We start from the raw sequence: 23,225 nt of genomic DNA, 5'->3' as shown, positions 1-23,225 counted from the left end.
ACCGGCGCCAGAACGCGTGTAATGTCTCTTCTTGTGCCGCGGGGTGGAGCAGTTCGGTAGCTCGCTGGGCTCATAACCCAGAGGTCGTAGGTTCAAATCCTGCCCCCGCAACAAGAAAGCGAAAGCCGGTCCTGAGAAGGGCCGGCTTTCGTCGTTAACACGGGTCGCGGACGTGCTGCCCGCGGCTGACAGTGCGCGGGCGGAGACCTCAGTCGCCCTCGATCACGCTCAGCACGTTGCCCGCCGGATCGCGGAACCAGCAGATCGTCGGCCCGTGGCCGCGCATCACTCCGTCCGCATCGGTCGGCAGCGACGGGTCGTCGTAGATCGCCGTGGTGACGCCTGCCGCGTGCAGCTCGGCGACCGCCACGTCGACGTCCTCCACCGAGAAGTTCAGGATCGTGAACGACGCCGGCTCGTGGTCCGGCTTCGGGTACGCGATCGCGCGGCCTCCGCCCGGCAGCCGGATGTCGAGGATCCCCATCGCGTTCAGCTCGACCTCGAGCCCGAGCACTCCGCCGTAGAAGGCCCGCGCCGCCTCCACGTCGTCCACGCTGAAGCCGCTGAAGGCCCTCTCGCTCCGGATCATCGCCGTCCTCCGTCCCGCGGCCGCACCGTCGCGCCCGCTCCGCTCCGGACGCTACTCCGGTCGCCCGTCCGCGTCACCGTCGGATCCGCCCGCGGCGCCGCCGACCGCGAGCCGGTCTCGCGCGACCCGCATCCGCGGACCGGCCTCCCGACGCTCCGCGCCGACGCGTGTGCCGGACCGGCCCGCACGTTAGGCTCGACCCCGATGCGAGGGGTGCTGCTGTGAGGGACGAACGCGGAGACGACGGCTCGGTCGAGGGGCTCGGCGACCGCCCGACCCGGCGGAGCCCGCGGCAGGCGCCGCACGCGCTGCCCGCGGCACGCGTCGCCACTCCGGTCCTCACGCCCGTCCGCCCCGTGCGGCGCCGCCGGGGCCGTGTCTTCCGCGCGACCGTCAGCACGGTCGCCCTCGCCGCCATCGCGGGCCTCGTGGCGGTCTCCGCGCTCCCCGCCTACTCCTTCGACCCGGCACCCGATTCGCAGGCCGCCGTCGAGGCCGCCGCCCGCGTGCAGGCGCTCGGCAACCAGAAGCTCACCGTCGCGCCGACCGCGGTCCAGGAGCAGGTCATCCGCGACTCCTTCACCGCACCGACCCAGGCCCAGCTCGACGAGGCGGCCGCCCAGGCGCGCGCGCTCGCCGCTGCCGAGCAGGCCGCCCGCGACGCCGAGACCGCCCGCCTCGCCCAGGAGGCGCAGGCCGCGGCAGGCACGACCGGCGCGGACGGCGCCGCCGCAGGCAGCGGCGGCACCAGCACCTCGGTCACACCCCGCGAGGAGGGCGACGACTACCCCTGGCGCGACCAGCTCACCGACGACCAGGGCGGCGGCCTCTCGCCGCTGCGGTACTACTACCGCGAGTGCGTCGACTTCGTCGCCTGGCGGATCAACCGCGACCAGGGCTCGACGAGCGCACCCTTCAAGTGGACCTGGGGCAACATGACCCCGGGTGGAGGCAGCGCCTACGCGTGGGCCGGCCAGTGGGCCTCCCACGGCTGGGTGACCAGCAGCACGCCCGTCCCCGGCGCGGTCGCCTGGTTCACCGGCAACCACGTCGCGTACGTGCAGGCCGTCAACTCCGACGGCACGGTCTCGCTCGAGGAGTACAACTGGGGCAACGACCACGCGTACCACAAGCGCACCATCCCGGCCTCCCAGGTCGCCCTCTTCCTCTACCCGCCGAGCTGATGACCGGCGCCGTCGGCATGGCCGTCGCGCAGTTCGCCCCCTCGACGGACCGGGAGGCGAACATCGCGACGATCGGGCGCCTGGCCCGGATCGCCGCCGAGCGCGGCGCGAGCATGGTGGTGCTGCCGGAGTACAGCTCCGCCTTCACCGATCCGCTCGGGCCCGAGCTGGTCGCGGCGGGCGAGGCGCTCGACGGCCCGTTCGTCACGGCTCTCGCGGCGCTCGCGCGCGAGCTCCGGATCCACCTCGTGGCGGGCATGGTCGAGGCGGTGGACGGGCGCCGCATCGCGAACACGCTCGTCGCGCTCGACCCCGAGGGCGCGCTCGTGGCCCGCTACCGCAAGCTGCACCTGTACGACGCCTTCGGCCAGACCGAGTCGGAGTGGGTCGCCGCGGGGGAGATCGCCGCACCCGAGACGTTCGAGGTCGGCGGCCTCGTCGTCGGGCTGCAGACCTGCTACGACCTGCGCTTCCCGGAGGTCAGCCGCTGGCTGGTCGACGCCGGGGTCGACGTCATCGCGGCACCGGCCGAGTGGGTGCGCGGCCCGCTCAAGGAGGCGCACTGGCGGACGCTGGTCACCGCCCGCGCGCTCGAGAACACGGTGTACCTCGTCGCAGCCGACCAGACCCCGCCGATCGGGGTCGGCACGAGCATGATCGTCGATCCGATGGGCGTCGAGACCGTCACCCTCGGCGAGGTCGAGGATGTCGCCGTCGCCTGGGTCTCGCGCGAGCGGATCGACGCGGCGCGCGCGAAGAACCCCGCTCTGGCGCTGCGGCGCTTCCGGGTGCTGCCGCTCTGACCGCCGCCCCCGGCCCGACGGCGCCGGGCAGCCGACCGAATCCGTTGAGGCCGGCTCCTCAGCGCGCCATGCGGGCGAGGCCCGCGACCGCGGTCTCCAGCACCTCGAACCGCTTGCAGAAGGCGAAGCGGACGAGCGAGCGGTAGGGAGCGGCGTCCTCGGGGCGGCAGAACGCCGACACGGGCACCGCCACCACTCCCGCGAGATCCGGGAGCGCCCGGCAGAGCGCGACCCCGTCGTCGTAGCCGAGCGGTGCCGCGTCCGCGACGACGAAGTAGCCGCCCGAGGAGGGCGCGACGCCGAAGCCCGCAGCAGCCAGGCCCGCCGACAGCAGGTCCTTCTTGGCCGCAAGAGTCTGCGCCGCGCCGGTGAAGAAGGCGTCCGGGAGCCCGAGCCCGAGGGCGACGGCCCCCTGGAACGGCGAGCCGCTGACGTAGGTGAGGAACTGCTTCACGGCGAGGACGGCCGTGATCAGCTCGCGCGGGCCCGTCACCCAGCCGATCTTCCAGCCCGTGGTGCTGAAGGTCTTGCCCGCCGAGGAGACGGACAGCGTCCGCTCGAAGGCTCCGGGAAGGGAGGCCAGCGGGACGTGCGGGGTGTCGAAGCGCAGGTGCTCGTAGACCTCGTCCGTCAGGATCACGGCGTCGTGCCGCTCGGCGAGCCGCACGATCAGCTCGCGGGTCTCGGCCGGGAGGACGGCACCGGTCGGGTTGTGCGGGTCGTTCACCAGGATGACGCGCGTGCGGTCGCTCACCGCGGCGGTCAGCTCGTCGTGGTCGACCGCGAAGGAGGGGCCGCGCAGGAGCACGGTGCGATGCACCCCTCCTGCCAGGGCGATCAGGGCTCCGTAGGCGTCGTAGTGGGGAGTGAAGGTGACGACCTCGTCGCCCGGCTCGAGCAGGGCCAGCAGAGCCGCGGCCAGGGCCTCGGTGGCGCCCGTGGTGACGAGGACCTCGCCGTCGGGGTCGAGGGAGATCCCGGAGAAGCGCAGCCGGTGCGCGGCGATCGCCTCGCGCAGGACGGGGAAGCCGGGACCCGGCGGGTACTGGTTGAGCCCGGACGCGATGGCGTCGCGCGCGGCGTCGAGGATCTCGCGCGGGCCGTCCTCGTCCGGGAAGCCCTGGCCGAGGTTCACCGCTCCGGTGCGCAGGGCGAGCGCGCTCATCTCGCTGAAGACGGTGGCGGCGACCTCGCCACCGGGGCCGAGGAGGCCGGCGCCCGCCGCGGCGCGGGACCAGGATCCGGGAATGCTCACGTGCCCAGTGTGCCCGCTCGAGCAGTCCGGCCGGTTTCATTTCCCGCTCGCAGGCCCGTCATAAGAAACCCCCAGGTACGATCGCCAAGCTATCCCCGCTTGGAAGGAGCAGCACCCATGACCGAGAGTCACGAGGGTCCTCGTCAGCCGGAGGAACCCACCACGCCGACGGAGTCCGGCGCCCGAGAGGCGACCGAGCGCACCCCCGGCGAGAGCTCCGGAGAGTCGTCCTCGACCACCGGGCCCACCGAGCCGATCCACCGGGGCGGAGCGCACCGCGAGAGCGAGAACCCGACCGTCCCCTACCCCTCCTCCTCGGCCACCCAGCCGCCGTACACGCCGAACGCGACGGCCGGCAACGAGGCGCAGCCCGTCTCCCAGCCGGCCCGCTACGGGCAGTACGCGCCGCCCGCGGCGAACACCCTGCACGGCTCCGAGGAGCCGCCCTCCTCGAGCCCCTTCGGCCCGGGCGCCGAGTACACCCCCGCCCCCACCGCCACGAAGCGCCGCGCCGGAGTGGGCGTCGTCGCGGCGCTCGCCATCGGCGCGGTCGTGGGCGGAGTCGCGGGAGCGGGCGTGTTCGGCCTCTGGTCCGCCTCCAACGGCGGCGGGACCCGCGTGGTCTCCGCCGGCGGCTCGCAGACGATCACGGTCAACAACGCCGAGGACGCCACGACCGCCACCGCGGTCGCCGCCAAGGCCACTCCGAGCGTCGTCACCATCGCGGTGAGCGGCAGCTCGTCCGCCGGCACCGGCTCCGGCATCGTGCTCTCGAAGGACGGCTACGTCCTGACCAACACCCACGTGGTCACCCTCGACGGCGAGATCGCGAACGGCACCGTCTCGGTCACGACCAGCGACGGCCGGATCTTCGACGCGACCGTCGTCGGCACCGACCCGACCCTCGACCTCGCCGTCATCAAGCTGACCGGCGCGACCGACCTCAGCCCGATGACGTTCGCGGACTCCACCAAGATCAACGTCGGCGACACGGCGGTCGCCATCGGCGCCCCGCTCGGCCTCTCCGGAACCGTGACCGACGGCATCGTCAGCGCGCTCAACCGCAGCATCCAGGTCGCCTCCTCGGCGGCTCCGGACGACTCGGGCGACAGCTCGAGCGGCGGCACCGAGAGCCCGTTCAACTTCGACATCCCGGGCCAGCAGGCGCCGACCCAGGCGAAGAGCACCATCTCGCTGCCCGTCATCCAGACCGACGCGGCGATCAACCCGGGCAACTCCGGCGGCGCGCTGCTCGACAGCGACGGCGAGCTGATCGGCGTGAACGTCGCGATCGCGAGCGCCGGCCAGTCCTCCTCGAGCGGCCAGTCCGGCAACATCGGAGTCGGATTCGCGATCCCCAGCGCGATCGCCGAGCGCATCGCGAAGGAGATCATCGCGAACGGCTCCGCCTCGCACGGCCTGCTCGGCGCGAGCGTCTCCGACTCGACCGCGGACGTCCTCGGCGCCCGCATCGAGGAGGTCTCCGGAGGCGGTGCCGCGCAGGCGGCCGGTCTCGCCAAGGGCGACATCATCACCGCGATCGACAGCACTCCGATCACGAGCGCGTCCGACCTCACCGCGCAGGTCCGCGCGCAGGCCGCGAACGCCGCGGTCGAGCTGACCTACGTCCGCAACGGCCAGAGCTACCAGGCGAAGGCGACGCTCGGCCAGATGGCCGCCGGCTGACCCTCCGCCGCCGCGCACAGCCCCTCGAGGATCCGTCCCCGGGGGGCTTTTCCGCGTCCGGGCCCGGCCCGGGGCGCGGCGCTCCCCGCTGGTAGGGTGGTGGATCCCTGCGCCCGCGCTCCTCCCGCACGAACTGGACCCATGCAGCACGAGATCCCGGAAGACGACCTCTCCGACCTGCCCGGCGTCTCCTACGTCATGCCCGTCCTCAACGAGGTCGCCCACGTGCGCGCCGCGGTCGACTCGCTGCTGCATCAGGACTACACCGGCCCCTTCGACGTCGTCCTCGCCGTCGCCCCGAGCATCGACGGCACGGAGCAGCTCGTCGCCGAGCTGAGCGCGGCCGACCCGCGGATCCGCGTCGTGCCGAACGAGGTCGGCTCCACTCCTGCGGGCCTCAACGCCGCGATCCGCGCCTCGCGCCACCCGGTCGTCGTCCGGGTCGACGCGCACTCCGTCCTGCCGCCCGAGTACGCGCGCACGGCGGTCGAGGCGCTGCAGCGCTCCGGAGCGGCGAACGTCGGCGGAGTGATGGCGGCGGAGGGCCTCACCCCGTTCCAGCGCGCGGTCGCCCGGGCCTACGGCTCCCGCATCGGGCTGGGCGGCACGCCCCACCACGTGGGAGGCGAGGAGGGCCCGGCCGACACGGTGTACCTCGGCGTCTTCCGTCGCTCCGCCCTCGAGCGCGCCGGCCTGTTCGACGAGCGCTTCAAGCGCGGGCAGGACTGGGAGCTGAACCGGCGGCTGCGCGAGCGCGGCGCGGTCGTCTGGTTCACTCCGCGCCTCACCGTCATCTACCGGCCGCGGCCCTCGATGCGCGCGCTGCTCCGGCAGTTCCTCTCGACCGGGATGTGGCGCGGCGAGCTCACCCGGATGTTCCCGGCCTCGCGGTCGCTGCGCTACTTCGCTCCGCCCGTGCTCGTCGCGATGCTCGCGATCGGGCTGCTCGTCGGGCTGGCGGGAGTCGTCCAGGCGCTCGCCGGAGCCGCGCCCTGGCTCCTGCTCGGGTTCGCGGTGCCCGCCGCCTACCTCCTCCTGGTGGCGGCGGCCACTCTCGTGGTCGCGCGGCCGGACGGCGCGCGTGCGATGCTGTGGTTCGCCGTGGTCATCCCGGCGGTCCACGTGGCCTGGGGGACCGGCTTCGTGCTCGGCTTCGCCGGGCTGACCAGCAACATCTCCGCCCACCGCCACCAGCCGCGGTCCGACTCGCCGAGGGGCGCATGACCACGACGACGAGACCCCGCTCCATCGCCGAGCTGCGCGCCGTCGCGCAGCCCCCGGAGGTGCGCGGCCGCCGCAACGCCGAGCACTGGACGGCGTCGCTCTACCTGCGCCGCTTCTCGCCCTACCTGACCTGGCTGCTGCTGAAGACCTCGATCTCGGCGAACGGCGTCACCGGGCTGATGATCCTGGTCGGCTGGAGCGCGGCGGCAGCCCTCCTGATCCCGGGGATCGCCGGAGCGGCGCTGGCGCTGCTCCTCGGCCAGCTGCAGATGCTGGTGGACTGCTGCGACGGCGAGGTCGCGCGCTGGCGCCGCACGTCCTCGCCGGCGGGCGTGTTCCTCGACAAGGTCGGGCACTACACGACCGAGGCGCTGATCCCGATCGCGCTCGGGCTGCGGGCGGCGGGCGTCCCGTTCGAGGCGCCGGCGGACTTCCTCTGGACCACGATCGGCTTCGCCCTGGCCCTGGTGATCGTCCTCAACAAGGCGCTCAACGACATGGTGCACGTGGCGCGCGCGAACGCCGGTCTCACGAAGCTGGCCGACACGAAGGGCGAGGCGGTGCCGTCCTCGTCCGGGCTGGCGGGGCTTCGCCGCGCGGCCCGCTTCCTGCCCTTCCATCGCCTCTACCACTCCGTCGAGCTGACGATGCTGGCCTTCGCGACCGCCCTCGTGGGCCTCGTCGTCGGAGCGGGCACGGCCGACCGGGTCCTCGTCGGGGCGCTGCTGCCGCTCGCCCTCCTCGCCCTGGTCGGCCACTTCGTCGCGATCATGGCGTCCAAGCGTGTCCGCTCCTGAGCCGCGGGTCGGCGTCGTCGTCCTGACGCAGGGGACCCGGCCCGACGACCTCGCCGCGGGGCTGGCCGGCGTCCTCGCGCAGGAGGGCGTCGAGCTGGACGTCGTCTGCGTCGGCAACGGCTGGGAGCCGGACGGCCTGCCCGAGGGAGTGCGCGCCCTGGCGCTCCCCGAGAACCTCGGCATCCCGGCGGGCCGGAACGCCGGAGTCGACGCCGTCGCGGGGGAGTACCTCTTCTTCCTCGACGACGACGCCCGGATCCCGTCCCCCCGCTTCCTCGTCGACGCGATCGCGCTGCTCGCCTCGAACCGCCGCATCGGCCTGGTGCAGCCCCGCGTCGACAGCACGGACGGCACGCCGAGCCCGCGGCGCTGGATCCCGCGGATCCTCAAGGGCGACCCCCGCCGCTCCGGCCCCGTCTTCTCGGTCTGGGAGGGAGCGGTCGTGCTGCGGCGCGACGTGTTCGCCCGGACGGGCGGCTGGGCGGCTCCGTTCTTCTACGCCCACGAGGGCATCGAGCTGGCCTGGCGGGTCTGGGACACGGGCCGCACCGCCTGGTACGCGGGAGAGCTCGTCGCCCAGCACCCGGTCATCCAGCCGACCCGTCACGCCGACTACTACCGGCTGAACGCGCGCAACCGCGTCTGGCTCGCCCGCCGCAACCTCGCCGCACCTCTGGCGCTCGTCTACGTGGCGTCCTGGACCGCGATCCAGTGCCTCCGCTGGCGTCGCGACCCGGCCGCCCTGCGCGCCTGGTTCGCCGGCTGGCGGGAGGGATGGCGCTCGGATCCGGGCGGCCGGCGCGTCCTCTCGGCCCGCACGGTGCTCCGGATGGCGTTCGCCGGGCGTCCGCCGATCGTCTAGCATCGGGGAATCCGCCCCCGCCGGGGCCCCCGAAAGGACGACGGTGTTCGATTCGACCCAGCTCTCCCCGCCTGAGCGCGCCGAGGCGGAGACGACCCCTGCCGGACCGGACCTCCTCACGGCGGTCCGCGAGCGCCTCGGCGCCGTCGACGACGAGTTCTCCGGCCGCCTCGACGAGCACCTCCCGCGCCTGGTCGATCTGCTCGCCACGGTGTACGCCGGCCGCGAGGACCTCGAGGACCAGCTGGTCGCGATCGTCGAGCTCGCCGCCGCCTCCTGGGAGGAGCGGCCCGAGGAGCTCCGCGCGCTCGACCGCGCCCGCGAGCAGCACCCGACCTGGTTCCTCTCGAACAAGGCTCTGGGCGGGGTCTGCTACGTCGACCGCTACGCGGGCGACCTCGAGGGGCTGCGCGCCGAGATCCCGTACCTCCGCGAGATCGGCCTGAACTACCTGCACCTGATGCCGCTCTTCGATGCGCCCGAGGGCGAGTCGGACGGGGGCTACGCGGTCTCGAGCTACCGGCGCGTGCGGCCGGACCTCGGCGACATGGAGCAGCTCCGCGGGCTGGCCTCCGAGCTGCGTGAGCAGGGCATCGCACTCGTGGTCGACTTCGTCTTCAACCACACCTCGAACGAGCACGAGTGGGCGCAGCGCGCGCTGGCCGGCGAGCCGCGCTTCGAGGACTACTACTGGATCTACCCGGACCGGGAGCAGCCCGACGCCTTCGAGCGCACGACGCGCGAGATCTTCCCGGACGACCATCCCGGCTCCTTCGTTCAGCTGGAGGACGGGCGCTGGGTCTGGGCCACGTTCCACCGCTACCAGTGGGACCTCAACTACTCCAACCCCGAGGTGTTCCGGGCGATGGCGGGAGAGATGCTCTTCCTCGCCAATCAGGGCGTCGACGCCCTGCGGATGGACGCGGTCGCGTTCATCTGGAAGGAGCTCGGCACCACCTGCGAGTCTCAGCCGCAGGCGCACCTGCTGCTGCGCGCGTTCAACGAGGTCTGCCGCCTGGCCGCTCCGGCGCTGCTGTTCAAGTCCGAGGCGATCGTGCACCCCGACGAGGTGATCGAGTACATCGACGTCGAGGAGTGCCAGCTCTCGTACAACCCGCTGCAGATGGCGCTCACCTGGGAGGCGCTCGCCACCCGCGACGTCCGTCTCCTCTCGCAGGCCCTCGAGCGCCGGCACGCCCTCCCCGAGGGCACGGCCTGGGTCAACTACGTGCGCGGGCACGACGACATCGGCTGGACCTTCGCCGACGAGGACGCCGCCGAGCTCGGGATCGACGCGGCCGGCCACCGCCGCTTCCTCAACGACTTCTACACGGACCGGTTCGACGGCACCTTCGCCCGCGGAGTGCCGTTCCAGGAGAACCCGCGCACCGGCGACCGCCGCGTCTCGGGCACCACCGCGTCCCTCGCCGGAGTGGAGGCGGGCGACGCCTACGGGATCGACCGCGTGCTGCTCGCGCACTCGATCGCCCTGAGCACCGGCGGGCTGCCGCTGCTCTACCTCGGCGACGAGGTCGGCCAGCTCAACGACCACGGCTACCTCGACGACCCGACGACGGCCGGCGACTCGCGCTGGGTGAACCGGCCCCGCCGCCCCGCGGAGCGCTACGACGAGCGCGAGGTCCCGGGGACGGCCGCGAGCGAGGTCTTCGGCGGGCTGCTGCACCTCATCGCCGTGCGCAAGGCCGTGCCGATGTTCGCGGGCACCGAGCTGAGCGTCTTCGACCCGGTCAACGACCACGTGCTCGGCTACCAGCGCCCCGGCGACGGGGAGTCGGTGCTCGTGCTCGCGAACGTGTCGGACGAGGTCCAGGAGGTCGCGGCCGAGCGGTTCGGCGGGTTCGCCGCGGAGGCGGTCGACCTGGTCACCGAGATCGCGGTCGACCTGCGCGAGGGCTTCCGTCTCGCGCCGCTGCAGTTCGTCTGGCTGAGGGTGACCACGGCCTGATCGGACCGCGCGAGGCCCCCGGCGCGGGGGCCGTCGCCGGTACCCTGGGGCGGATGACTCCCGCTCCCTGCGCCCTCCTCGCCCGCCTCCGCACCGACGCGCGACTCGCGCGCAAGGTGGGCGGCGAGCTTCTCGCGGCCCGCCGGGCCCGCCACGCGGTGACCCGGCTGCTCGCGGAGCGCGGGCCGCTGCCCGAGGGCCGGTTCGAGATCGGCGTCTACTTCGCCGACGGCGACATCAACCTGTACCAGCTGCGGCAGTGGTACCGGCCGCTGGCCGAGCTGGCGGAGACGCATCCGGTCGTGCTCCTCAGCCGCAACGCCGGCGCCGCGGAGGTGCTGCTGCGCGAGAGCCCGGTCCCCGTCGCCTACGTCCGCTCCGTCGCCGACCTCGAGAGCACCATCGCGAGCCAGCCGCTGCGGATCGTGCTCTACGTCAACCAGAACGCCCGCAACTTCCAGATGATGCGCTACGGGCGCCGCTGGCACGTCTTCGTCAATCACGGCGAGAGCGACAAGATGTACATGACGACGAACCAGTTCAAGGCGTACGACTACAGCATGATCGCCGGGGACGCCGCCCTGGCCCGGCTGCGCCGCGTGCTCTGGGACTACGACTTCGACAGGCGCGCCCTCGCCATCGGCCGTCCTCAGGCGGACCACTTCGCCGGCGCCGTGCCGTTCACGCCCGACGAGCGCCGCGTGGTGCTCTACGCGCCGACCTGGGAGGGCGACCGCCCCGCCGCGGGCTACGGCTCGATCCGGAGCCACGGCACGGCCCTCGTGCGCGGGCTCCTGGCCGACCCGCGGTTCCGGCTCGTCTACCGCCCGCATCCCCGCAGCGGCGCGGTCGACTCCGACTACGCCGCGGCCGACCGGGCGATCGTCGCGATGATCGCCGCCGCCAACGCGGCCGATCCGCGCGCCGGTCACGTGCACGACACCGGTGCCGAGCTCGGCTGGCAGCTCGCCGCCGCCGACCTCGCGATCCTCGACGTGTCGGCGATGGTCTACGACCGGCTGGCCACGGGGCGCCCGCTGCTGGTCACCCGGCCCGTCAGCGCCGAGGCCGAGGTCGACGAGAGCGGCTACCTCGGCGACGCGGAGTGGCTGCACGCCGAGGACGCCTCCGCGATCATCGCGCGGATCGACAGCGCCGAGCACGATCCGGAGTCGGTCGAGCGGCTGGAGCGCTGGGTGCACCGCTACTTCGGCGACACGTCGCCCGGAGCGGCCACGCGGCGCTTCCACGAGGCGATCGAGCACCTGCTCACCGAGTGGGAGCGGCACGCCGCTCTGCACCGGGGCGACGGCGCGGTCGACGACCACGATCCGGAGGGCTGAGCGGGCGGGAGCACCGCTCGGACGGCCGCGTCAAGGGTGGGCCGGTCGCCGGGCGGCCTCCCGGCGCCCCGCTACGCTCGTCCCATGATGACCCCGCGCGCCTTCGCCCGCTCCCGCCGGCGCCGGTCGGCACCCGCCCAGCCCGCGGTCGAGCCGGACATCGTGGTCTCCGCCGACCCGGAGAAGCCGGTCTTCACGATCCGCTCCTTCCGCATCGGCCTGTTCGGCGCGCTCGGCGTGCTGGTGGCGCTCGTCCTGGGCGGCCTCGTCGTGCAGCTGGGCACGGTGCTGACCTACATCTTCGTGGCGCTGTTCTTCGCGCTCGGCCTCGATCCGCTGGTCTCCTGGCTCGAGAGCAAGCGCCTGCCGAGGCCGCTCGCGATCACAGCGGTATTCGCCGCGGTGGTGCTGATCTTCGCCGGCCTGCTGGTCTACATCATCCCGATCCTGGTCGAGCAGCTGACGATCTTCGTCACGAGCGCCCCGCAGATCGTCACCGACATCGCCTCGCAGCAGTGGGTGCTCGACCTCGAGCAGCAGCTGCGCGGCGTGATCGACATCGACGAGCTGATCGAGAGCGTCCAGAGCTTCATCGGCAACCCCAACAACCTGCTCTCGCTCGGCGGCGGACTGATCGCGGTCGGGACCGGGATCGCCAGCGGCGTGACCGGCGCCGTCATCGTGCTGATCCTGACGCTGTACTTCCTCGCGTCGCTGCGCTCGATGAAGGCCGTCGCCTACCGCTTCGCCCCCGCCTCGCACCGCGCGAAGGCGCACGAGGTCGGCGACGAGATCACCGGCGCCGTGGGCCGCTACGTGGTCGGCCAGGTCTCGCTCGCCGGCGTGAACGGCGTGCTCACGTTCATCCTGCTGCTCTCGATCGGCGCCCCGGTGCCGGCGCTGCTGGCCTGCGTCGCGTTCCTCGGCTCCCTGATCCCGCTGGTCGGCACTCTCTCGGGTGCCGTGATCATCTCGCTCGCCTGCCTCCTGGCCTCGCCGCTGACCGCGCTGGTCGCCGCGATCTACTACCTCGTCTACATGCAGGTCGAGGCGTACCTCCTCAGCCCCCGCATCATGAACAAGGCCGTCTCGGTCCCCGGTGCGGTCGTCGTGATCGCGGCGGTCGCGGGCGGCACCATCGCGGGCGTGCTCGGCGCCCTGGTCGCGATCCCGGTCGCGGCCTCGGTGATCATCGTCGTGCAGAAGGTCGTCTTCCCCCGTCAGGACGCCAAGTAGCGGACCGCACCGCGACGGCCGGTCCGCTCAGCGCCAGGGCGGCACCGCGCCGTCGACCGCGGCGGTGAAGCGGCGGACCGACTCCGGGACCGCGACGCCCTCCTCCGCCGGCACCGGCGCGAGTGTGCGGGTGACCAGCGGCACGACGCCCGCCCAGACCCCGGCCTCCGGCTCGTCGCCGGCTCCGTGCGCGCGCACCTTCAGGCTCGCCTCGGCCAGGGGGAGGCGCAGCACCAGCGTGGCCGCGATCTCGCGGGCGGTGCTCGCTCGCACCTCCTCGTCGCGCCCCGGGAGGAGGCGTGCCACCAGCAGATCGAGGGCCCGCGCCTTCTCCTCGCCCTCCAGCGCCTCGGCCCGGCCGATCACCATCGCCGAGCGGTAGTTCATCGAGCTGTCGAAGGTGGAGCGGGCGACGACCAGCCCGTCGACCAGCGTGACGGAGGCGGTGAGGAGCGAGTGCCGAGCCGCCTCCCGCAGCAGTCCTCCGCCGCTCGACCCGTGCAGCAGGAGGGAGTCGCCGTCGCGGGCGAAGAGGATCGGCAGCACGATCGCGGCGCCGTCCCGCACGACGGCGACGTGGGCGACGAGCGCCTCGTCGAGCAGGGCGTGCAGCTCGGCGGGATCGGTGCGCTGGCGGTCGCGGAGACGGGAGACGCGGGTGCGGTCGGTGACGGGGAGGCTGTCCATGTCGGAATCGTCCCGCGCCGACTGGATCTGCCAGGATGCCACTGGGCCGCGATCGGAGTGGTCCAGAGCGGAGCGGTCGATGGCGTCGGGCGATCTGGAGATCCCGCTCCTCCTCGGGCCGTCGCCGCGCGGCTCGGTCCGCGCCGGGCTCGCCGAGGCGCTGCGCCAGGCGGTGCTGGACGGGCGCTACCGGGCGGGCGATCCGATCCCGTCGAGCCGCGTGCTCGCCGAGCGGCTCGGCGTCTCGCGGGGCTCCGTCGTCGCCGCGGTGGATCAGCTGGTGGGGGAGGGCTACCTCGTCGCCCACCCGCGCGCAGCGGTGACGGTCGCCTCCGACGGACTGCTGGCGACGGCGCCGCAGGAGCCGCGGCCGGAGTCCCGGGAGACCGTCGTCCCGCCCGCCGCGGCGGACCTGAGGCCGGGCCGGCCGGACACCCGCGCCCTCGACACCCCGGAGTGGCGGGCCGCCTGGCGCCTGGCGCTCGCCTCGCCGCCCTCGGCGCCTCCTCGGGGTTCCGGGGACCCGGCCCTGCGGGAGCAGATCGCCGAGCAGCTGCGCCGGTCCCGCGGCGTCGACGTGCAGGCGTCGGACGTGGTGGTGACCAGCGGCACCGCGGGCGCCGTCGCGCTCCTGGCCCGCGCCGCCTCGGCCTCGCTCGGACGCGAGGTGCGCGTCGCCGTCGAGGACCCCGGCTACCCGGCCGTCCGGCGCCGCCTGCGCGCCGACGGGCACGAGGTCGTCGGCGTCCCGGTGCGCGGCGACGGCATCGACCTCGACGCTCTCGCGAGCTCCGGCGCGGACGTGGTCGTCGTGACTCCGTCGCACCAGTACCCGACCGGAGGCAGGCTCGCCCTCGCCGAGCGCCTGGAGCTGGTGCGCCGCGCGTCGGCCGGCCCCCTGCTCGTGGTGGAGGACGACTACGACAGCGAGTTCCGCTACGTCGGCGCCCCGCTGCCCGCGCTCGCCTCGCTCGACTCCGGCGGCGGAGTCGCCCATGTCGGGTCGTTCTCGAAGACCGTCTCGCCGTGGCTCCGCATCGCCTACCTGGCCGTTCCGCCGGCGTCCTGGCTCCGCGGGGCGCTGGCCGGCCTCGACGACGAGAAGGACGCCTCCGCCTCGGGTCCGACGCAGGCGGCGCTCGCGCAGTTCATGGCGAGCGGGGCGTTCCGGAGGCATCTCACGCGCTCGAGACGGCGCTACGCCCACCGCCGTGAGCTGGTCCACGCATTCGGGGAGTCGGTGCCGTGGGGGCGCGCAAGCGGACTCGACGGGGGTCTGCACGTCGTCCTCTCCCTGCCCGCGCCTCTGGACGCGCACGCCGTCGCGGCCGCGCTGCTCCGGGAGGGACTGCTCGTCGCCACTCTGCACGAGTACGCCCTGTCGGGACGGGCTGCGACCGAGGCGCTGGTCCTCGGCTACGGCCATGTCGGCGACCTCGAGCTCGCTGCGGCCCTGGACCTCGTCGACCGGACCGTCCGCGCGCTCGCCGCCGGGGCCGTCCGTGGTATCCCTGGAGGATGACCCGCGACTCCGCCCTGCACATCACCGACGATCCCGACGCCGACGCGCTGCTCAGCCGCGACCCGCTGGCGCTGCTGATCGGGATGCTCCTCGACCAGCAGGTCGCGATGGAGACGGCCTTCTCCGGGCCCCGCAAGATCGAGGAGCGCCTCGAGGCGGAGGGCGCCTCCTTCGACGCCGCGTCGATCGCGGGCTTCGACGAGGACGCGTTCTCGGAGCTCTGCCGGACTCCGCCCGCGATCCACCGCTACCCGGCGAGCATGGCGGGGCGCGTGCAGGTCCTCTGCCGCGCTCTGGTCGACGACTGGGACGGCGACGCCGCGGCGGTCTGGACGCGCGACGAGCCCGACGGCCGCACGGTCCTCGCGCGTCTGAAGGCGCTGCCCGGCTTCGGCGAGCAGAAGGCGCGGATCTTCCTCGCCCTGCTCGGCAAGCAGCGCGGATTCTCGGGGGAGGGCTGGCGCTCGGCCGCGGGCGCCTACGGAGAGGAGGGCGCCTTCCGCTCGGTCGCCGACATCGTCTCTCCGGAGTCGCTGACGAAGGTCCGCGCCACCAAGCAGGCCGCGAAGGCCGCCGCCAAGGCGGAGAAGTAGGGCCGGGGGCGGCGGCCGGATGGATCGAGCGCTCGACGACGGTCCCGGTCGCCGTCTCCGCAGTCGCAGGCCGAGCAGCCCGACCCGATGATCCCCGCCGCCACCGCCCGGCTGCGCTTCCGTGAGATGACCGCCGAGGACCTCCCCGACATGGCGGACCTGCTCGGCGACCCGGTCGTGATGCGGTACTACCCCGCGCCGAAGGACCGCGAGCAGGCAGCCGCCTGGATCGAGTGGAACCGGCGCAACTACCGCGAGCACGGCTTCGGGCTGTGGATCGTCGAGACCCTCGACGGCGAGTTCGTCGGCGACTGCGGGTTGACCTGGCAGCGCGTCGACGGCGGGATCGAGCTCGAGGTCGGCTACCACGTGCGGGCCGGTCTGCACGGCCGCGGCTACGCCACCGAGGCGGCTGCGGCCTGCCGCGACCTCGCGCTCGCCCACCGCCTCGCGGGACGACTCGTGGCGCTCGTGCACCCGGACAACGCCGCCTCGAGGCGCGTCGCCGAGAAGACCGGCCTCCGCGTGATCGCCGAGGACCGCGACGGCGGCGGACTCGTCCGCACCGTGCTCGGGATGCCGCTCGTCGCGCCCGGGCGCCGGCCTCGGGAACGCTGACCGAACGCCTCCGACGGCTCCGGACCATCGCGCGCGGAGCAGGCCCTGAGCTGGAGCAGATCCTGAGCTAGATCCGGTCCTCCAGCGCCGCGATCAGCGCCGCGCGGTCCTCGCGGAGGATCGAGGCCCCGCCCCCCGGCACGGTCCGCACCTCGACGCCGCGGCCGGCGAGGACGCCGCCCAGCGAGCCGTGGCCCAGCGGGTCCTCAGGCATCACGGCGAGCGTCGGCACGGGGAACGTCTCGGGGGCCTCGGCCGCACCCCGTGCCGTCAGCCCGCCGGCGGAGTCCTGCTCCCAGAGCGCGTGGGCCGACACGTCGAGCTCGATCTGCTCGTCCGTCCAGATCGGGTGGCGGTGGCGGAGCGAGTCGGCGTCGCCCTTCTCGACGTGCGCGACCGAGCCGCCGCGGTGGAGCGCGCTCGTCAGTCCGCGGGCGTCCGAGAACGCGGGGTCGAGCAGGACGAGCCGGTCGGCGCCGTACTCCGGGGCGAGCCGGGTGGCGACGACGGCGCCGAGGCCGTGGCCGATGACGAGATCGGGGGTCTGCAGCACCGAGGCGCGGACGTCCGACGCCCAGCGCTCCGGCGAGTACACGGGCGACGCCGGCGAGCCGCCGTGACCGGCGAGATCGGGGGCCACCACGCGGTAGCCGTGCTCGTGCAGCGTCGGGACCAGGGCGTACCAGATCCGGGAGTCGGAGCCGAGGCCGTGGAGGAGGAGCGCCGTCCGCTCGCCCGTTCCGCCGTAGTCGCGGACGAACAGCGCCAGCGGCTCGGCCGGCGCGGCGGCCAGCGCCTTCCGCTCGGCGCGGGTCGGCTCGAGCACGAGGGTGTTGCCGAACGCCTGCGGTGCCGGCCCGAACGCATCGCGCGCGCTGTGGATCACCTTGCGGCCGAGCATCGCGTTGCCGACGCCGCCCAGTGCCGCTCCGATCCCGAACGGCATCGCCCGGCCGACCAGGCCCGCGCCCTGCTGGGCGAGGAAGTGCTTGGCGAAGGACTTCTTCGCGCGGTCCGCCAGCTCGCCCACGAGGAAGGACGGCAGGCCCTTCGTGACCACGGAGCCCCAGTACTGGTTGAGGCCGCTGCCCCCGCCGACGGCCTGCCCGGCCACCTGGCGCACCATCTCGCTGCCGGAGGAGCCCATCATCAGCGTGAGCACGAGGGCCCGCGCGCGGTCCGGGTCCTCGAGCGGGATCCCGTGCACCTCCGTCACCGACTGCGCGAAGAGCGCGCTCGCCTCCAGGAACCCTGCGGCTCCCGCGCCGGAGAGAGCCACCGAGGCGGCCGTGCCGATGCCGGGGACGACGGCGGTCGCCCCGATCGCCGCGCCTCCCGCGGCCACGCTCGAGAGGTACTGCCGCTCGAGCGACGTGATGATCTGCTCCGGAGTCGCCCCGGGACGCCGGCGCCGCAGCAGGCGGATGTTCGCCAGCACGGCCGGGCGCTGCACCGCGAGGAGCCGGTCGAGCAGCTTCGCCAGCTGAGCGTTCTCGGAGCCGTCGGCCTGCTCCACCTCGCCGGCCCACTCCACGGCGCGCTCGCGCTTGCGGTCCTTCTGGGCCATGTCGTGCACTCCTGCGTCCTCGGGCGCCGCGTGCGGGAGGGGTCAGTCGTCGGAGACGGTGCCCTGGACGGGCGGGCCCTCGGCCGGCGCCGTGCTGCTCCGCGGTGTCGGCGCGTAGTCCTCAGCGTAACGCGCGAGCACCTCCTCGATCGGCGCGTCCAGCACCAGGCGGCCCTTGTCCAGGTAGAGGCCGCGCGTGCAGAAGCGGCGGAGGTCGCGCTCATTGTGCGAGACGAAGAAGAGGGTGCGGCCGGAGGCGAGCAGCTCCTCGATCCGCGCGTAGCACTTCTCGCGGAACGCCCTGTCGCCGACCGCGAGCACCTCGTCCACCAGGATGATCGGCTCCTCGAGCCGCGACACGACGGAGAAGGCGATGCGCACCTTCATCCCGCTCGAGAGGTGCTTGTAGGGGGTGTCGAGGAAGTCGCCGATCTCGGCGAACTCGATGATCGAGTCGAAGCGCGCGTCGACCTCGCGCTTGGACATCCCGTGGAGACCCGCGGTCAGGTAGACGTTCTCGCGGACGCTCAGGTCGGCCACGAAGCCGCCGGTGATCTCGATGAGCGGAGCGACGCCCCCGCGCACCTCCACCGCGCCCTCGTCCGGCAGCACCACGCCGGCGACGAGCTTGAGCAGCGTCGACTTGCCCTGACCGTTCCGGCCGACGACACCGATGGCCTCGCCCGCCCGCACCTGCACGTCGAGCCCGCGCAGCGCCCAGAACTCGCCGGGCCGCGAGCGGCGGGAGCGGCCGGCGAAGAGGTCCTTGAAGGAGCGGCGGCCCCGCCGGTTGCGGCGGAAGCGGATCCCGAGGCCGCGGCACTCGATGACCACCGGGGCGTCGGCCATCACAGCTCCTTCAGCACCGCGCGCTCGGAGCGGCGGAAGACGACGAGGCCCAGCGCCAGCACGAGCACCGAGATGCCCGCGGAGGCGAGGATGAGCGGGACGTCGAGCTCGCTCTCGAAGAACGCGGAGCGGTAGAGGGCGAAGATCCCGCTGAGCGGGTTGAGCGCCGCGAGCGGCCGGATCTGCTCCGGCAGGTTGGCCGTGGAGTAGATGATCGGCGACGCGTAGAAGAGGAACCGGAGCACGAGCTTCACGGCCCGCTCCAGATCGCGGAAGAACACCACGAGCGGGGCCACCAGCAGACCCACGCCGAGCGTGAGCACCGCCTGCAGCAGGATCGCCACGGGGAACAGCAGCGCCGCCCAGGTCAGGTGCGCGCCGGCGATCACGGCGAAGAGCACCAGCACCGGCAGGCTCGCCACGAACTCGATGCCCTTCGAGAGCACGATCCGCCCGACCCAGATGGTCCGCGGGATCGACGTCGACCGCACCAGCTTCGCCTCGCGGAGGAACGCGCGGGTCGCGTCGGACGTCGCCTGGTTGAACCACATCCACGGCAGCAGGCCCGCGAGCAGGAAGACGATGTACGGGTCCTCGCCGACGGTCCGTTGGAAGACGACGGTGAAGACGAAGAAGTAGATGCCCGACATGACGAGCGGGTCGAGCACCGACCAGACGTAGCCGAGCGCGCTCGTGGCGTACCGGACGGTGAGGTCGCGCCTGGTGAGCAGCCAGAGGGAGTGGCGGTAGCGCCAGGCCCGGGAGCGCCGGTGGCGCAGCGCCGTCTCGGTCGCGAGGGTGTCGGCCGTGCTCACTGCGCGACTCCTCCCGTCGGCTCCGCTCGAGCCGGGGGAGGAGCCGGGAGCGTCAGACGAAGAGGTTCGCGCGCTCGAGGTCCTCGGCGAAGTCCACCTCGACGGCGTAGAGGTCGGAGATGTCCATCGGCTCGACGAGCAGGCGGTCCTGCTCGATCGCCAACTCTATGCCACGCTCGAAGTAGTCCTGGGCGTCGACCCGGGCGAGCTGGCGCACCAGCGCGGCCTTGTCGGAGGCGGACACGTAGTTGATCCCGACCGCCTCGCCGAGGCCGCCGCGCACCGTCTTGGAGAGCTCCTGGATGAAGCCCTCGGCGCTCGTCGTGTACTTGACCTCCTCGTCCGACACCTTCGAGGTGTTGACGGTGACGAAGGAGACGTCCTTCGCGATCAGCGCGGCCGCCCGGTCGAGGATGCGCGGGTCGAAGACGACGTCGCCGTTCATCCACAGCACGCCGCCCTGCCCGCTCGCCTGCAGCGCGCGGAGGAGGCTCTTGGAGGTGTTGGTCTGGTCGTACTGCTCGTTGTAGACGAACGTCGCCGAGGGGAAGGCCTCGATGATGTGCTCGAGCTTGTAGCCGACGACGATGCTCACCGGGACCTTCGTGCCGAAGGCGTGGTGGATGTTGTCGAACTGCTGCTGCATGATCGTGCGCCCGTCGCTGAGCGGCGTGAGCGGCTTGGGGAGGGAGCGGCCGAGCCGGCTGCCCATCCCTGCGGCGAGGATGACGACGGTGGCAGGGCTGCTGCTCGTCGAACCTGTGTGCATCATCGTGTGTTCTCCTCGAATTAACCGCTGCGTCTCGATCTGGTCGACTCCTCGGGTAGAGACCTAGTGTACAGTTCACGCCCCCCGGGGCCAGGGTGGTTGACCTCTCGCCGTGTCGCCGGGTGTCGGCGCGGGCGCCGGGGGCCCGCGGGCGAGTTGGTACCGTAGCCGGATGACGTCCGTGACGAACGCCGAGCCCGCTGAGGGTGCCGCGGATCCGGACGGCGCCTCGCCCGTCGTCTTCAAGCTGCACCAGCTGACCCGGACCTTCGGGAGGACGGTGGCGGTCGACCGCATCGACCTGGCCGTCCGCGCGGGGACCTTCTACGGGATCATCGGCCCGAACGGCGCGGGCAAGACCACCACGCTCTCGATGATGACGGGCCTCCTGCGACCCGACACCGGCCGCGTCCTCGTGCACGGCGTCGACGTCTGGAAGGACCCGTCGGCCGCGAAGCCGCTGATCGGGGTCCTGCCCGACCGCCTCCGGCTGTTCGACCGGCTCACCGGCGCCCAGTTCCTCGCCTACTCCGCCGCGCTGCGCGGCATCGACCTCGCCACGGCGAAGCAGCGCACGGTCGAGCTGGCCGAGGCGCTCGGCCTCTCCGACGCGCTGGAGCGCCTGATCTCGGACTACTCCGCGGGGATGGCGAAGAAGGTCGCCCTCGCGGCGGCGATGATCCACGCCCCGCGCGTGCTGGTCCTCGACGAGCCGTTCGAGTCGGTGGACCCGGTCTCCTCGGCCGCCGTGATCACCGTGCTGCGCCGCTTCGTCGAGGGCGGCGGCACCGTCGTCCTCTCCAGCCACGGGCTCGACTTCATCGAGCGCGTCTGCGACGACGTGGCCGTGATCGTCGGCGGGCGCGTGCTCGCCTCCGGGACGGTCGCGGAGGTCGCCGGCACCGCGACGCTGGAGGAGCGCTTCCTCGAGCTCGCGGGCGGCAAGCAGATCGCCGAGGGGCTGCAGTGGCTGCACGACTTCTCCGGCTGAGGGTCGACGTCCTCCTGGGCGCGTTCCGCTCCGGGCCCGCGCGCTCGGCCGGCGCCGTCCTGGGCGTGCTCGTGGTCGTCGCGGTGACGGCCCTGCTGATCGCGGCGATCGGCGCTCTGCGCTCCTCGGACGCGGCGGCGGGCGCTCTCGTGACCGCCGGCGGCCTCGTCTCCGTCGGCTTCCTGGTGCTGCCCTTCCTGCTCGGCCCGCTCGACCCGATGGATCCGCGCGCGTTCCGCCTCTTCGGCCTTCCGCCGCTCCGCCTCGCCGGGGCGCTCGCCCTGGCCGGCCTCGTCTCGGTCCCCACGCTCGCCCTGCTGGTGGTCGGGCTCGCGAGCGCGCCGCTCGTCCCGGGCGCAGGCGCCCTCGCCGTGGTCGGCCCGCTCCTCGCGGTGGCGACGGCCTCGCTGTTCGCGCGGATCGGCCTCGCCGCCTCCGCCGCCCTCGTCCCCTCCCGGACCGCCCGCGAGCTGCTGGCCGTCCTCGGCCTGGTGCTGATGCTCGGCGGTCCCGCAGCCCTCGGCGCCGCCGCGCTGGTCGACACGGGGGACACCCCGGTGCTCGAGCGCTGGGGCGCGGCGATGGGGGCCACTCCGTTCGGCGCGGCGTGGATGATCGCCCCGGCCGCCCGGACCGGCGACGCGCTCGGCCCGCTCCTGCTGGCCCTGGCGACGCTCGTCGCGGCGGGCGCGCTCTGGTGGCTCGTCGTCCGCCTGCTGACGGAGCGCCCCGAGCGCACGCACCGGCCGCCGCGCGGCCTCCGGCTGGGCTGGTTCGACGTCCTCGGCTCGACCCGGACCGGCGCGATCGCGGCGCGCAGCATCACCTACTGGCTCCGGGATCCGCGCTACCAGGCGTCGCTCGTCGCCGTGCCGGTGCTGCCGGTCGCAGCCCTGCTGCTGCTCGCGGTCGTCGGCGTCCCCTTCCCGCTGCTCTCGCTGCTCCCGGTCCCGCTGATCGCGCTGTTCCTCGGCTGGTTCCTGCACAACGACGTCGCCTACGACGGATCGGCGTTCTGGCTCCACGTGGCCGCGGGCGTCCGCGGCTGGTCGGACCGGCTCGGCCGCGCCTTCCCGACCCTCCTGCTCGGCGTGCCGGTCGTCGTGCTCGGCTCGCTGATCAGCAGCGCGACCTCGGGGCTCCCCGATGCGCTGCCCGTCGTGCTCGCGGTGAACACCTGCCTCCTGCTCGTCCCCGCCGGCGTCGCCAGCGCCGTCTCGGCACGGCTCGCCTATCCGGCCCCGCGCCCGGGCGACAGCGCGTTCACGCAGCCCCAGGCCCCCGGAGCCAGTGGCGCCGGTCCGCAGTCCCTCGCGTTCGGCCTGGGGCTGCTCCTCTCGGCTCCGGCCGTGGTGCTCGGCGTCCGGGCCCTGTTCGTCGACCCGGAGGCGGCGGGTGACGCCGTGCTCGTCGGCTTCGGCAGCGCCGTGGTCGTCTTCGCCCTCGGCGTGCTCCTCGGCGGCCGGCTGTTCGAGCGCCGCGCGACCGAGCTGGTCGCGTTCACCAGCCGCTACTAGCGCCGCCCGATCCGGAGCGCACGGCCGCGGGCCCGGGCTCCGCGCGTAGGATCGTCGGCATGATTCCGCGTGTCCAGAACAGCAGCACCGACCCCCTCGAGGGAGGCGGAGGAACCGCCACGCTCGACCGCGAGCTCGAGGAGCTCCTCAACCAGGAGTCCATCGAGCCGGGCGACCACGAGCGCTTCTCCCACTACGTGCCGAAGGACAAGATCCTCGAGAGCGCCATCACCGGCAAGCCGGTCCGCGCGCTCTGCGGCAAGAAGTGGCTCCCGGGCCGCGACCCGGAGAAGTTCCCGGTGTGCCCGGCCTGCAAGGAGATCTACGCGAAGATGAAGTGAGCTCCCGCCCC

Annotated in this window: 22 protein-coding genes and 1 tRNA gene; 16 read left to right on the top strand and 7 right to left on the bottom strand. The window is 73.5% G+C overall.

All coding sequences use genetic code 11. From position 1 onward, the window contains the following. Positions 1-37: 37 nt before the first annotated feature. Positions 38-111 (top strand) — tRNA-Met (locus tag C5B98_RS06165). A gap of 97 nt (positions 112-208) precedes the next feature. Here C5B98_RS06165 and C5B98_RS06160 read toward each other — a convergent pair. Next, complete coding sequence (locus C5B98_RS06160; protein ID WP_104308148.1) at positions 209-589, bottom strand: VOC family protein; 381 nt, start codon at positions 587-589, stop codon at positions 209-211. A 221-nt stretch (positions 590-810) separates the two neighbouring features. Here C5B98_RS06160 and C5B98_RS06155 point away from each other — a divergent pair, with 221 nt between their 5' ends. Both C5B98_RS06155 and C5B98_RS06150 read left to right on the top strand, forming a co-directional pair. Continuing rightward, a complete protein-coding gene (locus C5B98_RS06155; protein WP_104327463.1) occupies positions 811-1,773 on the top strand; it encodes a CHAP domain-containing protein in 963 nt (320 codons plus the stop codon). Then, a complete protein-coding gene (locus C5B98_RS06150; protein ID WP_104262671.1) occupies positions 1,773-2,576 on the top strand; it encodes a carbon-nitrogen hydrolase family protein in 804 nt (267 codons plus the stop codon). The genes C5B98_RS06155 and C5B98_RS06150 overlap by 1 nt, the downstream gene beginning before the upstream one ends. Positions 2,577-2,634: 58 nt before the next feature. Here the strand turns inward: C5B98_RS06150 and C5B98_RS06145 are convergent, their stop codons facing one another. After that, positions 2,635-3,831 (bottom strand): aminotransferase class I/II-fold pyridoxal phosphate-dependent enzyme, encoded by a 1,197-nt coding sequence (locus C5B98_RS06145; RefSeq protein ID WP_104308145.1) that lies wholly within the window; start codon positions 3,829-3,831, stop codon positions 2,635-2,637. A gap of 117 nt (positions 3,832-3,948) precedes the next feature. Here C5B98_RS06145 and C5B98_RS06140 point away from each other — a divergent pair, with 117 nt between their 5' ends. From C5B98_RS06140 to C5B98_RS06110, 7 genes are all read left to right on the top strand, one after another. Beyond that, on the top strand, positions 3,949-5,517 hold the full coding sequence (locus C5B98_RS06140) for a S1C family serine protease (protein ID WP_104226955.1): 1,569 nt from the start codon (positions 3,949-3,951) through the stop codon (positions 5,515-5,517). Between the two features lie 141 nt (positions 5,518-5,658). After that, positions 5,659-6,741, top strand: a complete 1,083-nt coding sequence (locus C5B98_RS06135; RefSeq protein ID WP_181065467.1) for a glycosyltransferase family 2 protein — start codon at positions 5,659-5,661, stop codon at positions 6,739-6,741. Further along, positions 6,738-7,538: a CDP-alcohol phosphatidyltransferase family protein gene (locus C5B98_RS06130; RefSeq protein WP_104223579.1), complete on the top strand. Its 801-nt coding sequence runs from the start codon at positions 6,738-6,740 to the stop codon at positions 7,536-7,538. Before C5B98_RS06135 ends, C5B98_RS06130 begins: the two co-directional genes overlap by 4 nt. Continuing rightward, entirely contained in the window at positions 7,525-8,400 is an 876-nt protein-coding gene (locus C5B98_RS06125) for a glycosyltransferase family 2 protein (RefSeq protein ID WP_104313672.1), read from the top strand. The genes C5B98_RS06130 and C5B98_RS06125 overlap by 14 nt, the downstream gene beginning before the upstream one ends. Positions 8,401-8,443: 43 nt before the next feature. Then, a complete protein-coding gene (locus tag C5B98_RS06120) occupies positions 8,444-10,366 on the top strand; it encodes an amylosucrase (RefSeq protein WP_104327462.1) in 1,923 nt (640 codons plus the stop codon). A 53-nt stretch (positions 10,367-10,419) separates the two neighbouring features. After that, complete coding sequence (locus C5B98_RS06115; RefSeq protein ID WP_258063450.1) at positions 10,420-11,709, top strand: CDP-glycerol glycerophosphotransferase family protein; 1,290 nt, start codon at positions 10,420-10,422, stop codon at positions 11,707-11,709. Between the two features lie 84 nt (positions 11,710-11,793). Then, positions 11,794-12,945, top strand: a complete 1,152-nt coding sequence (locus C5B98_RS06110) for an AI-2E family transporter (protein WP_258063449.1) — start codon at positions 11,794-11,796, stop codon at positions 12,943-12,945. Between the two features lie 27 nt (positions 12,946-12,972). Here the strand turns inward: C5B98_RS06110 and C5B98_RS06105 are convergent, their stop codons facing one another. Continuing rightward, positions 12,973-13,632, bottom strand: a complete 660-nt coding sequence (locus C5B98_RS06105) for a pyridoxamine 5'-phosphate oxidase family protein (protein WP_104327461.1) — start codon at positions 13,630-13,632, stop codon at positions 12,973-12,975. 79 nt (positions 13,633-13,711) lie between these two features. On the opposite strand from C5B98_RS06105, the gene C5B98_RS06100 reads away from it, so the two are divergent. The 3 genes from C5B98_RS06100 to C5B98_RS06090 all read left to right on the top strand — a co-directional run bounded on the left by C5B98_RS06100 (position 13,712) and on the right by C5B98_RS06090 (position 16,365). Beyond that, entirely contained in the window at positions 13,712-15,154 is a 1,443-nt protein-coding gene (locus C5B98_RS06100) for a PLP-dependent aminotransferase family protein (RefSeq protein ID WP_181065466.1), read from the top strand. Further along, a complete protein-coding gene (locus tag C5B98_RS06095) occupies positions 15,151-15,747 on the top strand; it encodes an HhH-GPD-type base excision DNA repair protein (RefSeq protein ID WP_104223574.1) in 597 nt (198 codons plus the stop codon). The genes C5B98_RS06100 and C5B98_RS06095 overlap by 4 nt, the downstream gene beginning before the upstream one ends. 87 nt (positions 15,748-15,834) lie before the next feature. After that, positions 15,835-16,365 (top strand): GNAT family N-acetyltransferase, encoded by a 531-nt coding sequence (locus tag C5B98_RS06090; RefSeq protein ID WP_104247834.1) that lies wholly within the window; start codon positions 15,835-15,837, stop codon positions 16,363-16,365. Positions 16,366-16,432: 67 nt separating this feature from the next. Here the strand turns inward: C5B98_RS06090 and C5B98_RS06085 are convergent, their stop codons facing one another. From C5B98_RS06085 to C5B98_RS06070, 4 genes are read right to left on the bottom strand one after another with little or no spacing between them, the layout of a single operon-like run. After that, positions 16,433-17,932 (bottom strand): alpha/beta fold hydrolase, encoded by a 1,500-nt coding sequence (locus C5B98_RS06085; protein WP_104327459.1) that lies wholly within the window; start codon positions 17,930-17,932, stop codon positions 16,433-16,435. Between the two features lie 42 nt (positions 17,933-17,974). Beyond that, positions 17,975-18,781, bottom strand: a complete 807-nt coding sequence (locus tag C5B98_RS06080; RefSeq protein WP_104223571.1) for an ABC transporter ATP-binding protein — start codon at positions 18,779-18,781, stop codon at positions 17,975-17,977. After that, on the bottom strand, positions 18,781-19,596 hold the full coding sequence (locus C5B98_RS06075; RefSeq protein ID WP_374953048.1) for an ABC transporter permease: 816 nt from the start codon (positions 19,594-19,596) through the stop codon (positions 18,781-18,783). The genes C5B98_RS06080 and C5B98_RS06075 overlap by 1 nt, the downstream gene beginning before the upstream one ends. Positions 19,597-19,648: 52 nt before the next feature. After that, positions 19,649-20,365: an NTP transferase domain-containing protein gene (locus C5B98_RS06070; protein ID WP_104226983.1), complete on the bottom strand. Its 717-nt coding sequence runs from the start codon at positions 20,363-20,365 to the stop codon at positions 19,649-19,651. A 172-nt stretch (positions 20,366-20,537) separates the two neighbouring features. Between C5B98_RS06070 and C5B98_RS06065 the strand changes: the two genes are divergently transcribed. Genes C5B98_RS06065 through C5B98_RS06055 form a run of 3 tightly spaced genes read left to right on the top strand, consistent with a single transcriptional unit; the run spans position 20,538 to position 23,214 of the window. Then, on the top strand, positions 20,538-21,356 hold the full coding sequence (locus tag C5B98_RS06065; RefSeq protein ID WP_104327458.1) for an ABC transporter ATP-binding protein: 819 nt from the start codon (positions 20,538-20,540) through the stop codon (positions 21,354-21,356). Continuing rightward, complete coding sequence (locus C5B98_RS06060; protein ID WP_104327457.1) at positions 21,332-22,873, top strand: ABC transporter permease; 1,542 nt, start codon at positions 21,332-21,334, stop codon at positions 22,871-22,873. Before C5B98_RS06065 ends, C5B98_RS06060 begins: the two co-directional genes overlap by 25 nt. A 59-nt stretch (positions 22,874-22,932) precedes the next feature. Continuing rightward, positions 22,933-23,214: a DUF3039 domain-containing protein gene (locus C5B98_RS06055; RefSeq protein WP_104223568.1), complete on the top strand. Its 282-nt coding sequence runs from the start codon at positions 22,933-22,935 to the stop codon at positions 23,212-23,214. Positions 23,215-23,225: the final 11 nt, after the last annotated feature.

The sequence above is a fragment of the Rathayibacter sp. AY1A5 genome (genome assembly GCF_002930875.1).
In the GTDB taxonomy this organism is placed as follows: Bacteria; Actinomycetota; Actinomycetes; order Actinomycetales; family Microbacteriaceae; genus Rathayibacter.
Note: the sequence above shows the minus strand (reverse complement) of the source record. Positions and strands in the feature narration are given on the sequence as shown.